The sequence below is a fragment of the Enterobacter cloacae complex sp. 677-3DZ2D5B genome (genome assembly GCF_004136695.1).
Classification (GTDB): Bacteria; Pseudomonadota; Gammaproteobacteria; order Enterobacterales; family Enterobacteriaceae; genus Enterobacter; species Enterobacter hormaechei_C.
On sequence record NZ_QFLS01000027.1, the window covers coordinates 1 to 12,706 of the forward strand.

Here is a 12,706-nt window from a genome sequence, read left to right on the forward strand (position 1 = left end):
GCTAACTTTGCAACAGTGCCGTTAAAAGCAACAAAAATGACTTCGTTGATGCTGAAGCTATCTGTGAAGCAGCATCACGTCCATCTATGCGTTTCGTGCAGCCTAGAACCGAATCTCAGCAGGCAATGCGAGCTCTGCATCGTGTCCGTGAATCCCTGGTTCAGGATAAGGTGAAAACAACTAATCAGATGCATGCTTTTCTGCTGGAATTTGGTATCAGCGTTCCGCGAGGTGCTGCCGTTATTAGTCGACTGAGTACCCTTCTTGAGGACAGTAGTTTGCCTCTTTATCTCAGCCAGTTACTGCTGAAATTACAACAGCATTATCACTATCTTGTTGAGCAGATTAAAGATCTGGAATCTCAGTTGAAACGAAAGTTGGACGAAGATGAGGTTGGACAGCGCTTGCTGAGTATTCCCTGCGTTGGAACGCTGACTGCCAGTACTATTTCAACTGAGATTGGCGACGGGAAGCAGTACGCCAGCAGCCGTGACTTTGCGGCGGCAACAGGGCTGGTACCCCGACAGTACAGCACGGGAGGTCGGACGACATTGTTAGGGATTAGCAAGCGGGGCAACAAAAAGATCCGAACTTTGTTGGTTCAGTGTGCCAGGGTATTCATACAAAAACTGGAACACCAGTCTGGCAAGTTGGCCGACTGGGTCAGGGAGTTGTTGTGTCGGAAAAGCAACTTTGTCGTCACCTGTGCTCTGGCAAACAAGCTGGCCAGAATAGCCTGGGCACTGACGGCGCGACAGCAAACTTACGAAGCATAAAGGCAGAAATACACCAGTTTAAACAATCATTCATCTGGTTTTGCGAATACTGATATTGATGATACTAACGGCCCACCGGCCTGTTGAGGAACCTGTAAAACGGAAAGGCTCATTGAAGCCGTATATTTTCTGGAGGTTCATCAGGCGCGGAACTCATCGAGGCGCGGGAATAAAATCCCATTCAGACGCCGGATAGATTCAAGCAAGCCAACTTGTCGTCAAAATCGGTGTTGCAAAAACGGGAGTGACCATAGATTCCGTTTTCTGAGGCGACCCCCACATAGAGACCTTCCCGGTCATTCACTTTGTAGAGTTTGTCCCTGGGCTTGAGATTGCGCAGCTTGGTATCGGTCAGCATGTACCTTGTCCTTCTTCGTCTCCGATACCCACTCTATTGTAAACAAGACATTTTTATCTTTTATATTCAATGGCTTATTTTCCTGCTAATTGGTAATACCATGAAAAATACCATGCTCAGAAAAGGCTTAACAATATTTTGAAAAATTGCCTACTGAGCGCTGCCGCACAGCTCCATAGGCCGCTTTCCTGGCTTTGCTTCCAGATGTATGCTATTCTGCTCCTGCAGCTAATGGATCACCGCAAACAGGTTACTCGCCTGGGGATTCCCTTTCGACCCGAGCATCCGTATGAGACTCATGCTCGATTATTATTATTATAGAAGCCCCCATGAATAAATCGCTCATCATTTTCGGCATCGTCAACATAACCTCGGACAGTTTCTCCGATGGAGGCCGGTATCTGGCGCCAGACGCAGCCATTGCGCAGGCGCGTAAGCTGATGGCCGAGGGGGCAGATGTGATCGACCTCGGTCCGGCATCCAGCAATCCCGACGCCGCGCCTGTTTCGTCCGACACAGAAATCGCGCGTATCGCGCCGGTGCTGGACGCGCTCAAGGCAGATGGCATTCCCGTCTCGCTCGACAGTTATCAACCCGCGACGCAAGCCTATGCCTTGTCGCGTGGTGTGGCCTATCTCAATGATATTCGCGGTTTTCCAGACGCTGCGTTCTATCCGCAATTGGCGAAATCATCTGCCAAACTCGTCGTTATGCATTCGGTGCAAGACGGGCAGGCAGATCGGCGCGAGGCACCCGCTGGCGACATCATGGATCACATTGCGGCGTTCTTTGACGCGCGCATCGCGGCGCTGACGGGTGCCGGTATCAAACGCAACCGCCTTGTCCTTGATCCCGGCATGGGGTTTTTTCTGGGGGCTGCTCCCGAAACCTCGCTCTCGGTGCTGGCGCGGTTCGATGAATTGCGGCTGCGCTTCGATTTGCCGGTGCTTCTGTCTGTTTCGCGCAAATCCTTTCTGCGCGCGCTCACAGGCCGTGGTCCGGGGGATGTCGGGGCCGCGACACTCGCTGCAGAGCTTGCCGCCGCCGCAGGTGGAGCTGACTTCATCCGCACACACGAGCCGCGCCCCTTGCGCGACGGGCTGGCGGTATTGGCGGCGCTGAAAGAAACCGCAAGAATTCGTTAACTGCACATTCGGGATATTTCTCTATATTCGCGCTTCATCAGAAAACTGAAGGAACCTCCATTGAATCGAACTAATATTTTTTTTGGTGAATCGCATTCTGACTGGTTGCCTGTCAGAGGCGGAGAATCTGGTGATTTTGTTTTTCGACGTGGTGACGGGCATGCCTTCGCGAAAATCGCACCTGCTTCCCGCCGCGGTGAGCTCGCTGGAGAGCGTGACCGCCTCATTTGGCTCAAAGGTCGAGGTGTGGCTTGCCCCGAGGTCATCAACTGGCAGGAGGAACAGGAGGGTGCATGCTTGGTGATAACGGCAATTCCGGGAGTACCGGCGGCTGATCTGTCTGGAGCGGATTTGCTCAAAGCGTGGCCGTCAATGGGGCAGCAACTTGGCGCTGTTCACAGCCTATCGGTTGATCAATGTCCGTTTGAGCGCAGGCTGTCGCGAATGTTCGGACGCGCCGTTGATGTGGTGTCCCGCAATGCCGTCAATCCCGACTTCTTACCGGACGAGGACAAGAGTACGCCGCAGCTCGATCTTTTGGCTCGTGTCGAACGAGAGCTACCGGTGCGGCTCGACCAAGAGCGCACCGATATGGTTGTTTGCCATGGTGATCCCTGCATGCCGAACTTCATGGTGGACCCTAAAACTCTTCAATGCACGGGTCTGATCGACCTTGGGCGGCTCGGAACAGCAGATCGCTATGCCGATTTGGCACTCATGATTGCTAACGCCGAAGAGAACTGGGCAGCGCCAGATGAAGCAGAGCGCGCCTTCGCTGTCCTATTCAATGTATTGGGGATCGAAGCCCCCGACCGCGAACGCCTTGCCTTCTATCTGCGATTGGACCCTCTGACTTGGGGTTGATGTTCATGCCGCCTGTTTTTCCTGCTCATTGGCACGTTTCGCAACCTGTTCTCATTGCGGACACCTTTTCCAGCCTCGTTTGGAAAGTTTCATTGCCAGACGGGACTCCTGCAATCGTCAAGGGATTGAAACCTATAGAAGACATTGCTGATGAACTGCGCGGGGCCGACTATCTGGTATGGCGCAATGGGAGGGGAGCAGTCCGGTTGCTCGGTCGTGAGAACAATCTGATGTTGCTCGAATATGCCGGGGAGCGAATGCTCTCTCACATCGTTGCCGAGCACGGCGACTACCAGGCGACCGAAATTGCAGCGGAACTAATGGCGAAGCTGTATGCCGCATCTGAGGAACCCCTGCCTTCTGCCCTTCTCCCGATCCGGGATCGCTTTGCAGCTTTGTTTCAGCGGGCGCGCGATGATCAAAACGCAGGTTGTCAAACTGACTACGTCCACGCGGCGATTATAGCCGATCAAATGATGAGCAATGCCTCGGAACTGCGTGGGCTACATGGCGATCTGCATCATGAAAACATCATGTTCTCCAGTCGCGGCTGGCTGGTGATAGATCCCGTCGGTCTGGTCGGTGAAGTGGGCTTTGGCGCCGCCAATATGTTCTACGATCCGGCTGACAGAGACGACCTTTGTCTCGATCCTAGACGCATTGCACAGATGGCGGACGCATTCTCTCGTGCGCTGGACGTCGATCCGCGTCGCCTGCTCGACCAGGCGTACGCTTATGGGTGCCTTTCCGCAGCTTGGAACGCGGATGGAGAAGAGGAGCAACGCGATCTAGCTATCGCGGCCGCGATCAAGCAGGTGCGACAGACGTCATACTAGATATCAAGCGACTTCTCCTATCCCCTGGGAACACATCAATCTCACCGGAGAATATCGCTGGCCAAAGCCTTAGCGTAGGATTCCGCCCCTTCCCGCAAACGACCCCTGGAAGCCCCGTAGCGACGCGGAGAGGGGCGAGACAAGCCAAGGGCGCAGGCTCGATGCGCAGCACGACATAGCCGGTTCTCGCAAGGACGAGAATTTCCCTGCGGTGCCCCTCAAGTGTCAATGAAAGTTTCCAACGCGAGCCATTCGCGAGAGCCTTGAGTCCACGCTAGATCTATCTCATCTGCGCAAGGCAGAACGTGAAGACGGCCGCCCTGGACCTCGCCCGCGAGCGCCAGGCGCACGAGGCCGGCGCGCGGACCCGCGCCACGGCCCACGAGCGGACGCCGCAGCAGGAGCGCCAGAAGGCCGCCAGAGAGGCCGAGCGCGGCCGTGAGGCTTGGACGCTAGGGCAGGGCATGAAAAAGCCCGTAGCGGGCTGCTACGGGCGTCTGACGCGGTGGAAAGGGGGAGGGGATGTTGTCTACATGGCTCTGCTGTAGTGAGTGGGTTGCGCTCCGGCAGCGGTCCTGATCAATCGTCACCCTTTCTCGGTCCTTCAACGTTCCTGACAACGAGCCTCCTTTTCGCCAATCCATCGACAATCACCGCGAGTCCCTGCTCGAACGCTGCGTCCGGACCGGCTTCGTCGAAGGCGTCTATCGCGGCCCGCAACAGCGGCGAGAGCGGAGCCTGTTCAACGGTGCCGCCGCGCTCGCCGGCCTGCTCCTCAAGCACGGCCCCAACAGTGAAGTAGCTGATTGTCATCAGCGCATTGACGGCGTCCCCGGCCGAAAAACCCGCCTCGCAGAGGAAGCGAAGCTGCGCGTCGGCCGTTTCCATCTGCGGTGCGCCCGGTCGCGTGCCGGCATGGATGCGCGCGCCATCGCGGTAGGCGAGCAGCGCCTGCCTGAAGCTGCGGGCATTCCCGATCAGAAATGAGCGCCAGTCGTCGTCGGCTCTCGGCACCGAATGCGTATGATTCTCCGCCAGCATGGCTTCGGCCAGTGCGTCGAGCAGCGCCCGCTTGTTCCTGAAGTGCCAGTAAAGCGCCGGCTGCTGAACCCCCAACCGTTCCGCCAGTTTGCGTGTCGTCAGACCGTCTACGCCGACCTCGTTCAACAGGTCCAGGGCGGCACGGATCACTGTATTCGGCTGCAACTTTGTCATGCTTGACACTTTATCACTGATAAACATAATATGTCCACCAACTTATCAGTGATAAAGAATCCGCGCGTTCAATCGGACCAGCGGAGGCTGGTCCGGAGGCCAGACGTGAAACCCAACAGACCCCTGATCGTAATTCTGAGCACTGTCGCGCTCGACGCTGTCGGCATCGGCCTGATTATGCCGGTGCTGCCGGGCCTCCTGCGCGATCTGGTTCACTCGAACGACGTCACCGCCCACTATGGCATTCTGCTGGCGCTGTATGCGTTGATGCAATTTGCCTGCGCACCTGTGCTGGGCGCGCTGTCGGATCGTTTCGGGCGGCGGCCGGTCTTGCTCGTCTCGCTGGCCGGCGCTGCTGTCGACTACGCCATCATGGCGACGGCGCCTTTCCTTTGGGTTCTCTATATCGGGCGGATCGTGGCCGGCATCACCGGGGCGACTGGGGCGGTAGCCGGCGCTTATATTGCCGATATCACTGATGGCGATGAGCGCGCGCGGCACTTCGGCTTCATGAGCGCCTGTTTCGGGTTCGGGATGGTCGCGGGACCTGTGCTCGGTGGGCTGATGGGCGGTTTCTCCCCCCACGCTCCGTTCTTCGCCGCGGCAGCCTTGAACGGCCTCAATTTCCTGACGGGCTGTTTCCTTTTGCCGGAGTCGCACAAAGGCGAACGCCGGCCGTTACGCCGGGAGGCTCTCAACCCGCTCGCTTCGTTCCGGTGGGCCCGGGGCATGACCGTCGTCGCCGCCCTGATGGCGGTCTTCTTCATCATGCAACTTGTCGGACAGGTGCCGGCCGCGCTTTGGGTCATTTTCGGCGAGGATCGCTTTCACTGGGACGCGACCACGATCGGCATTTCGCTTGCCGCATTTGGCATTCTGCATTCACTCGCCCAGGCAATGATCACCGGCCCTGTAGCCGCCCGGCTCGGCGAAAGGCGGGCACTCATGCTCGGAATGATTGCCGACGGCACAGGCTACATCCTGCTTGCCTTCGCGACACGGGGATGGATGGCGTTCCCGATCATGGTCCTGCTTGCTTCGGGTGGCATCGGAATGCCGGCGCTGCAAGCAATGTTGTCCAGGCAGGTGGATGAGGAACGTCAGGGGCAGCTGCAAGGCTCACTGGCGGCGCTCACCAGCCTGACCTCGATCGTCGGACCCCTCCTCTTCACGGCGATCTATGCGGCTTCTATAACAACGTGGAACGGGTGGGCATGGATTGCAGGCGCTGCCCTCTACTTGCTCTGCCTGCCGGCGCTGCGTCGCGGGCTTTGGAGAAATTCTTCAAATTCCCGTTGCACATAGCCCGGCAATTCCTTTCCCTGCTCTGCCATAAGCGCAGCGAATGCCGGGTAATACTCGTCAACGATCTGATAGAGAAGGGTTTGCTCGGGTCGGTGGCTCTGGTAACGACCAGTATCCCGATCCCGGCTGGCCGTCCTGGCCGCCACATGAGGCATGTTCCGCGTCCTTGCAATACTGTGTTTACATACAGTCTATCGCTTAGCGGAAAGTTCTTTTACCCTCAGCCGAAATGCCTGCCGTTGCTAGACATTGCCAGCCAGTGCCCGTCACTCCGCGGTCTTCACTGCGTGATCGAGTTGATCGACACCCGCCGTGACACGCTCCATGAAGTGCCTGCCTGCGTCTGTTAGCCGAACGCCCCGCGCATGGCGCTCAAATAGCAGGACACCAAGGTTATCCTCCAGCGCTTTCACACGCGCGCTGACGCTCGACTGGCTGATACCAAGTGCCTTGGCCGCATGCCGAAAATTCAGATGCTCGGCGACGGCGATGAACTGAACAAGGGAAATGAGCGGTATCCTGCCAGACAGGATACCGACATTCACGAGGTTTCGATGGTTAGTGCGCCGCATCGGAGCGGGCCTGCTACCAGTCGTCGGTTAGACGACTGGCGACTTCTCGGTGGCAGCCCCACGGAGCCGAAGGAGCACCAGCCCCAACGAAACCAGTACCGCCATCGCCGTGGCGTAACAGATCACGGGCCACGCTGTGTCACCGTTTAAAAGTGCCACCGCCAATGTCCCGACAATGCTGACTATCAGGCTTTGAACGCAGAAGTAGAACGCGACCGCTGATCCCGCGATGTCGTCGAACTCTGCCAAAGCGCCGTTCGCGGTAACGGACACCGTGAAGACAATACCGACCGCGACAACCCACATCGGTAGGATGAAGGTGAGGAATGACGGCGAGCCGTAAAGTTCGCCGATCCCCAACAGGACCGCTCCGCAAACAAGCAACGCCATCCCACGCGCCACGCATCCTGCGATGCCCCATCTGGCGACAAAGGACTTCGCGAAACGGGTTGTCACGATCATTACAAGCGCGACAGTGGCGAAGGCAAAGCTGAATCCGATCTCGGAATATTCCGCTTGGCCTATGAGCACACGGGGAGCCGTCGAGAAGAAGACGAAGTAGGTGCCCATACCGGCGCTAAAGCCGACAGTGTAAACCCAAAAAGCCGGACTCGCGAAGATCGGCAAGACAGATCGGCGCGTCTTGACTTGATCCAGAGGGCGGGTTTCGTGCCACCTGAAACCCGCATTTAGGAGTGCGAGCATCGCCAGTATAGCCAAAGTAATGAATATCGCCTGCCATCCCAAGAACTCGCCGATCAATACTCCGGCGATAGGGCCGAGCGCAGGCACGAACGCCAGCATCGAACTGAAAAGGCCGTAGATGACGACACCCTCAGGACGGTTGGCATAAACGTCGCGAACCGTCGCGAACGTCGCCACCAGCATGGCCGACGCGCCCACTGCTTGAAGTAGACGGAAAGCGACAAAGGCCGGTGCAGTTGAAGACCAAGCTGCTCCCAGAGACGCAATGACGAAAGCCGTTGCGCCCGCAAGTAGAATTGGCCGTCGCCCGATTCTGTCTGAGAGCGGACCAAAAATCACCTGGCCCACGCCGAGCATCACCATATAGAGGCTCAACGTGAGTTGGATCATAGCGGGCGTCGTGTTCAGGATGCCGGGCATCGCTGGAACGACAGGGAGATAAATATCCATCGCCAGTGAAGCGAGGATGTCGAAAGGAGCCATCAGCAGCAGTGCTGCCGGCAGCGTATAGGCCCACGCGGGGCGTGTGGTGGTCATGACGAATCAACCCTCGATTAAGGAATACCGGGCGACGTCTGCTCGTCAGCAATCAGATGAGACTAGCCTTACAGAGCGCCGCAACAACAATACTGGTTGTTGCGGCTTACTTGTCTGCTGACTTGGAATTTCCCATCTGATTACTCCACGCTTACGAATATGAATTGCTACATTTTATCCGATTATCTTTTGCTTCGCAATGCGGCATGGGCGCACTCAGCGTTCCAGCCCCCTCTGCCGCCCTAACTGCCACGACACCGACCCGCCCTGCACGATGCCCATAACCTCGCGGCCGAGTTGGCGGTCGATGATCGGCCGCCACGGGACAAGGGTGAACTCATGGGATTTCTCGACCACGGCGAACTTGCCGCTCGATAGATGCACGGTTCCGGTAAACTTGCCGCTGACGCTCTCGCCGTCCGTGGCGGCGCGGAACGGCAGGCCCTTACTCAAAGCCATATCCGATCCGACGCCGGCTACCTCGCGCTCCCGCAGGATGGCGAGAAGGTTGCGCCGGTAGAAGACGCGGCTGTCCCGGCTGCGGGTGGCGTCGCCCTGTTCGATATGGTGCTCGCGGCGCTGGTCCATGGCTTCGCGGACTTGTTGCCCGAAGCCGGTTGGCGCAAGGTCGGCCGTCTCGCCGTGGATCAGCCGCCGGTCCAGCCAGGTCGCGCCGTCCGATCCGATCTGTTTGTTCAGATCGACCGGGGAAAGGACGCGAACGCTGGCCTGACTGTCTCGGCCGGCGTCATGGGCGGCGGCACGGCTGACCAGATCATCGGGGATGCGCCATTGGTCGGCGTCGATCCGCTCGACGATACCGGCCCGGCGTAGCGCCTCCAGCCGGCGCACATGGGCATCGACATAGCCCTCATAGTCGCCGCCTGGAACGCGGCACGTATAGGAAGAATAAACGCCCTTTTCACCCAAGTCCAACAGCTTTGGACCGCAGTTGACTCTTTCGACACCCCTGCGATGCAACCCAATCCGGCTGACGGGGAGCCAGCAACGCTGAAAATTTACCCTCCTCTTTCCCACTAGCGGCTCCTTTTCCGACAACCAGCACGGCGGATCCCTGCCGCGGCGCTGTGAACGCAGCATTTTGATTGGTATCGTTGGCCTTCAGGCTCGTCAGTCAAACAGACCCAGGAGCAGCTCAGCCGGTGGCGCCCGGCTTTCGGGTAACGCCCTGGTCCCGCTGGTTTCGGCTTTGTGCTTCAGGTGATCAAGGATCTGCTTGATCACTATAGGGTCTTCAATGCAGGCGATGACTTTCATGGCGCCGCCGCAGCCGCTGCAGGTCTCGATGTCGATATTGAAAACACGCTTGAGCCGTTGCGCCCATGTCATCGACGCTCGCCGTTGTGCTGGTGTTGCCGGTTCATCAGCCACCCTGACCTTGTTGCCCCTGCCCCGTTTTGCCGGCGTGACCAACGCCCGGTGCCGACTGTTGGGTGCGAACACCCCGTGGAAGCGGGTTAGGTTGACTCTGGGCTTCGGTACCAGGGCGGCCAGCCTTGCAATGAAATCCAATGGTTCGAAAATGACGTGCGTGGTGCCGTCCCGGTACGGCGTCTTGAGCTGGTAGCGCACGTTGCCGCCTCGTGTTAACGACAGCCGCTTCTCGGATACCGCCGGGCGGCTGATGTACCGGCACAGCCGTTCGAGCTTCTTGCGTTCATCGGCCCTGGCCGCCACGCCGGCGTGCAGGCTGGACCCGGCTACCTTGCCAATCCCGTCACCGAACGGATCACCACTGGTCGGCAGAGTTTGCAAAGTGAACACCTTTCGCCCCGCCTGTGAACCGACAGCGATACGGTAAGTGATCGAGTGCCCCAGCAGGGGTGTCATCGGGTCGTCATCCACCGCATCCGAGGCCAGATAGCTGTTTTCGACATCCCGTTCCAGCAGGCCTTGCCGTTCCAGATAGCGACCCACCCGGTGGGCGATGGTGTGCGTCAGCTGGGTGAGCTCTGGGCTGGTCGGCGCCTTGACCCAGCGGAAACGCGCTGAGCCGTGGGATTGCTCGACATACACACCGTCGAGAAACAGCATGTGGAAGTGAACATTCAGATTGAGCGCCGATCCAAAACGCTGGATCAGGGTGACCGCGCCCGTCTTGGCCACTTGGTGGGTATGGCCCGCTTTCTTGACCAGGTGCGTGGCAATGACGCGGTAAACGATGCCCAGCACCCACCCCATGATCTCGGGCCGGCTGGCAAACAGGAAACGCAGCTGAAACGGGAAGCTCAACACCCACTGACGCATGGGTTGTTCAGGCAGTACTTCATCAACCAGCAAGGCGGCACTTTCGGCCATCCGCCGCGCCCCACAGCTCGGGCAGAAACCGCGACGCTTACAGCTGAAAGCGACCAGGTGCTCGGCGTGGCAAGACTCGCAGCGAACCCGTAGAAAGCCATGCTCCAGCCGCCCGCATTGGAGAAATTCTTCAAATTCCCGTTGCACATAGCCCGGCAATTCCTTTCCCTGCTCTGCCATAAGCGCAGCGAATGCCGGGTAATACTCGTCAACGATCTGATAGAGAAGGGTTTGCTCGGGTCGGTGGCTCTGGTAACGACCAGTATCCCGATCCCGGCTGGCCGTCCTGGCCGCCACATGAGGCATGTTCCGCGTCCTTGCAATACTGTGTTTACATACAGTCTATCGCTTAGCGGAAAGTTCTTTTACCCTCAGCCGAAATGCCTGCCGTTGCTAGACATTGCCAGCCAGTGCCCGTCACTCCCACTCGATTGTAAACAAGCACACAAAACCCTTTAGTGACAACAATTTGCAAGAACTATCAGGCTCAGTGCCATGAAAAATACCATGACCAGATCATGAGGTTGAACACGGCTTGCGCCGGCAGCGTTCACGCTCCTGGTCGGCGATCTCGCCCGGCTGCAATGCTAGCTCAGCATCGGTCATGCGCTCCAGCACGTCGCGTAGGCGGATGGTGCAAGGAATGGGCGGCAGCTCGAACTCATAGCCGCCGGCGATCATTTCGGCCGCAATCTCCTCGGTGATGAAAAACGGCTCGTCGTCTTGGTTCGGCTTCTTCATGCCCTTTCCTCCTGGCGCTCATCCTGGCCGACAGCGGCCAGGGCATCGGCTTCCGTCAATGCGTCCTCCACGAACGCGCCGTGCTGCTTCGCTTCGGCCTGGCTGACCTCGGCCCATATCCGTTTCACCTGGGCCGCACTGTACCCGGCCAGCTCGGCGGTCTTGTTGATGCTGTAGCCGGACTTGCGCAGCGCGACAACTTGGGCGCGGCGCTTCGGATCAGCACGGCGGCCCTTGTACCGCCCGGCCTGGCGGGCCAACTCAATGCCTTGGCGCTGGCGTTCGCGCCTGTCCTCGTAGTCGTCGCGGGCCATCTGCAAGGCCAGGCGAAAAAGCATGATCTGCACGGCTTCCAGCACGATCTTGGCGACGCCCTGGGCCTCGGCCGCTAGGTCGGATAGATCGACCACGCCAGGGACGGCCAGGCTTGCGCCTTTGGCCTGTATCGAGGCCACCAGGCGCTCGGCCTCGGGCAAAGGTAGGCGGCTGATGCGGTCGATCTTCTCGGCAATGACCACCTCGCCGGGCTGTAGGTCGCCGATCATGCGCAGCAGCTCAGGCCGGTCGGCGCGTGCGCCGGATGCCTTCTCACGGTAGATGCCGGCGACGTAGTAGCCGGCGGCCTTCGCGGCCGTAGTGATCGCCTCTTGGCGTTCCAAGTCCTGCGCGTCGGTGCTGACGCGCAGATAGACCCGCGCCACCATCGGCGCGGCTACTGGCTTCGTCCTGCGCATACTTGCGGGCTCCTTTGGGCATACGCAAAGTGTCCGGTCATGCTACCCCCGGCCAAAAAGGCCGTCATGCGATTTATCTTGGCCGGGTCGTTATTGGCGGGTCTAAATGGCCGCTCCGTGGATCTCATCGCCAGAAATGGCGATGCGAGATCCAGGGCAGGGCGGCCGCCATCGTCAGACCTGGCGATGGTCGACGCCGGCGCGCATCGTCGGATGTGGCGATGCGAGCTCGAGGTCGGTGGCCACCGCCGGCGACCTGGTGCCATCGTCGGCAATGGCGATGCTGCAGCTCGACGTGCGCGGCCTGGTCGTCTCGGCATCGTCGGATGCGGCGATGCTCGAGCGAGGCGAAAAAAAACCGCCTCGGGGTGTCCGAGGCGGCAAGTCTGCATGCGGTTCAGGGAGGAAGAAACCGCGCCGGCGATCAGGGAGGAAAACCGCGCGGCCTGATGTGCAGCTCGGCCACTTTAGCCGGATTTTTCGACTTATCCGATGCGAGCGGCCCGCCGTGGGCGCTGCTCGATCTGCTGTTGCTTTTTCTCGACGTGCTTCTGCTCCTGGTGCTGCTGCTCGTCGCGCGGCACTGTTGCAAAGTTAGC

At 58.9% G+C, this 12,706-nt stretch carries 12 protein-coding genes and 3 pseudogenes; 6 read left to right on the plus strand and 9 right to left on the minus strand.

Translation table 11 applies throughout. The features are described 5' to 3' along the window. Positions 1-20: 20 nt before the first annotated feature. Positions 21-776, plus strand: a pseudogene (locus tag DD597_RS24550) (IS110-like element IS5075 family transposase); the annotation flags it as partial. Between the two features lie 253 nt (positions 777-1,029). On the opposite strand, the pseudogene DD597_RS25270 reads toward DD597_RS24550, so the two are convergent. After that, positions 1,030-1,134: pseudogene (locus tag DD597_RS25270) on the minus strand (Arm DNA-binding domain-containing protein); the annotation flags it as partial. 329 nt (positions 1,135-1,463) lie between these two features. Between DD597_RS25270 and sul2 the strand changes: the two are divergent. From sul2 to DD597_RS24585, 4 genes are all read left to right on the plus strand, one after another. Continuing rightward, a complete protein-coding gene (gene sul2, locus DD597_RS24565; RefSeq protein WP_001043260.1) occupies positions 1,464-2,279 on the plus strand; it encodes a sulfonamide-resistant dihydropteroate synthase Sul2 in 816 nt (271 codons plus the stop codon). Between the two features lie 60 nt (positions 2,280-2,339). After that, a complete protein-coding gene (aph(3'')-Ib, locus tag DD597_RS24570; RefSeq protein WP_001082319.1) occupies positions 2,340-3,143 on the plus strand; it encodes an aminoglycoside O-phosphotransferase APH(3'')-Ib in 804 nt (267 codons plus the stop codon). Further along, the gene (locus DD597_RS24575; RefSeq protein WP_000480968.1) at positions 3,143-3,979 is read left to right on the plus strand and encodes an aminoglycoside O-phosphotransferase APH(6)-Id; all 837 of its coding nucleotides are present in this window, start codon (positions 3,143-3,145) and stop codon (positions 3,977-3,979) included. Before aph(3'')-Ib ends, DD597_RS24575 begins: the two co-directional genes overlap by 1 nt. Before the next feature lie 305 nt (positions 3,980-4,284). Then, positions 4,285-4,527 carry a transposase gene (locus tag DD597_RS24585; protein ID WP_000844627.1) on the plus strand — a complete coding sequence of 81 codons (243 nt, stop codon included), beginning with the start codon at positions 4,285-4,287 and terminating at the stop codon, positions 4,525-4,527. Positions 4,528-4,558: 31 nt separating this feature from the next. On the opposite strand, the gene tetR(A) is transcribed toward DD597_RS24585, so the two are convergent. Beyond that, complete coding sequence (gene tetR(A), locus DD597_RS24590) at positions 4,559-5,194, minus strand: tetracycline resistance transcriptional repressor TetR(A) (protein WP_039045916.1); 636 nt, start codon at positions 5,192-5,194, stop codon at positions 4,559-4,561. Positions 5,195-5,299: 105 nt separating this feature from the next. Between tetR(A) and tet(A) the strand changes: the two genes are divergently transcribed. After that, complete coding sequence (tet(A), locus tag DD597_RS24595) at positions 5,300-6,499, plus strand: tetracycline efflux MFS transporter Tet(A) (protein WP_000804063.1); 1,200 nt, start codon at positions 5,300-5,302, stop codon at positions 6,497-6,499. Here the strand turns inward: tet(A) and DD597_RS24600 are convergent. The 7 genes and pseudogenes from DD597_RS24600 to DD597_RS24630 all read right to left on the minus strand — a co-directional run. Next, positions 6,445-6,654, minus strand: a pseudogene (locus tag DD597_RS24600) (IS91 family transposase); the annotation flags it as partial. The gene tet(A) and the pseudogene DD597_RS24600 sit on opposite strands and share 55 nt — an antisense overlap. Positions 6,655-6,765: 111 nt before the next feature. Then, entirely contained in the window at positions 6,766-7,071 is a 306-nt protein-coding gene (locus tag DD597_RS24605; RefSeq protein WP_001255015.1) for a LysR family transcriptional regulator, read from the minus strand. A 27-nt stretch (positions 7,072-7,098) separates the two neighbouring features. Next, complete coding sequence (floR, locus tag DD597_RS24610) at positions 7,099-8,313, minus strand: chloramphenicol/florfenicol efflux MFS transporter FloR (RefSeq protein ID WP_000214122.1); 1,215 nt, start codon at positions 8,311-8,313, stop codon at positions 7,099-7,101. A gap of 216 nt (positions 8,314-8,529) precedes the next feature. Then, a complete protein-coding gene (locus DD597_RS25275) occupies positions 8,530-9,414 on the minus strand; it encodes a DUF3363 domain-containing protein (RefSeq protein ID WP_001447541.1) in 885 nt (294 codons plus the stop codon). Between the two features lie 30 nt (positions 9,415-9,444). Further along, entirely contained in the window at positions 9,445-10,938 is a 1,494-nt protein-coding gene (locus DD597_RS24620) for an IS91-like element ISVsa3 family transposase (protein ID WP_001120888.1), read from the minus strand. A 210-nt stretch (positions 10,939-11,148) separates the two neighbouring features. Then, positions 11,149-11,373 (minus strand): hypothetical protein, encoded by a 225-nt coding sequence (locus tag DD597_RS24625; RefSeq protein ID WP_000743213.1) that lies wholly within the window; start codon positions 11,371-11,373, stop codon positions 11,149-11,151. Further along, on the minus strand, positions 11,370-12,107 hold the full coding sequence (locus DD597_RS24630; RefSeq protein WP_001446887.1) for a recombinase family protein: 738 nt from the start codon (positions 12,105-12,107) through the stop codon (positions 11,370-11,372). The genes DD597_RS24625 and DD597_RS24630 overlap by 4 nt, the downstream gene beginning before the upstream one ends. Positions 12,108-12,706: the final 599 nt, after the last annotated feature.

Coding starts and splice junctions, on each gene's coding strand:
- sul2 (WP_001043260.1), top strand. CDS start 1,464: ATGAATAAATCGCTCATCATTTTCGGCATCGTCAACATAACCTCGGAC.
- DD597_RS24575 (WP_000480968.1), top strand. CDS start 3,143: ATGTTCATGCCGCCTGTTTTTCCTGCTCATTGGCACGTTTCGCAACCT.
- DD597_RS24605 (WP_001255015.1), bottom strand. CDS start 7,071: ATGCGGCGCACTAACCATCGAAACCTCGTGAATGTCGGTATCCTGTCT.
- floR (WP_000214122.1), bottom strand. CDS start 8,313: ATGACCACCACACGCCCCGCGTGGGCCTATACGCTGCCGGCAGCACTG.
- DD597_RS25275 (WP_001447541.1), bottom strand. CDS start 9,414: ATGCTGCGTTCACAGCGCCGCGGCAGGGATCCGCCGTGCTGGTTGTCG.
- DD597_RS24620 (WP_001120888.1), bottom strand. CDS start 10,938: ATGCCTCATGTGGCGGCCAGGACGGCCAGCCGGGATCGGGATACTGGT.
- DD597_RS24625 (WP_000743213.1), bottom strand. CDS start 11,373: ATGAAGAAGCCGAACCAAGACGACGAGCCGTTTTTCATCACCGAGGAG.
- DD597_RS24630 (WP_001446887.1), bottom strand. CDS start 12,107: ATGCGCAGGACGAAGCCAGTAGCCGCGCCGATGGTGGCGCGGGTCTAT.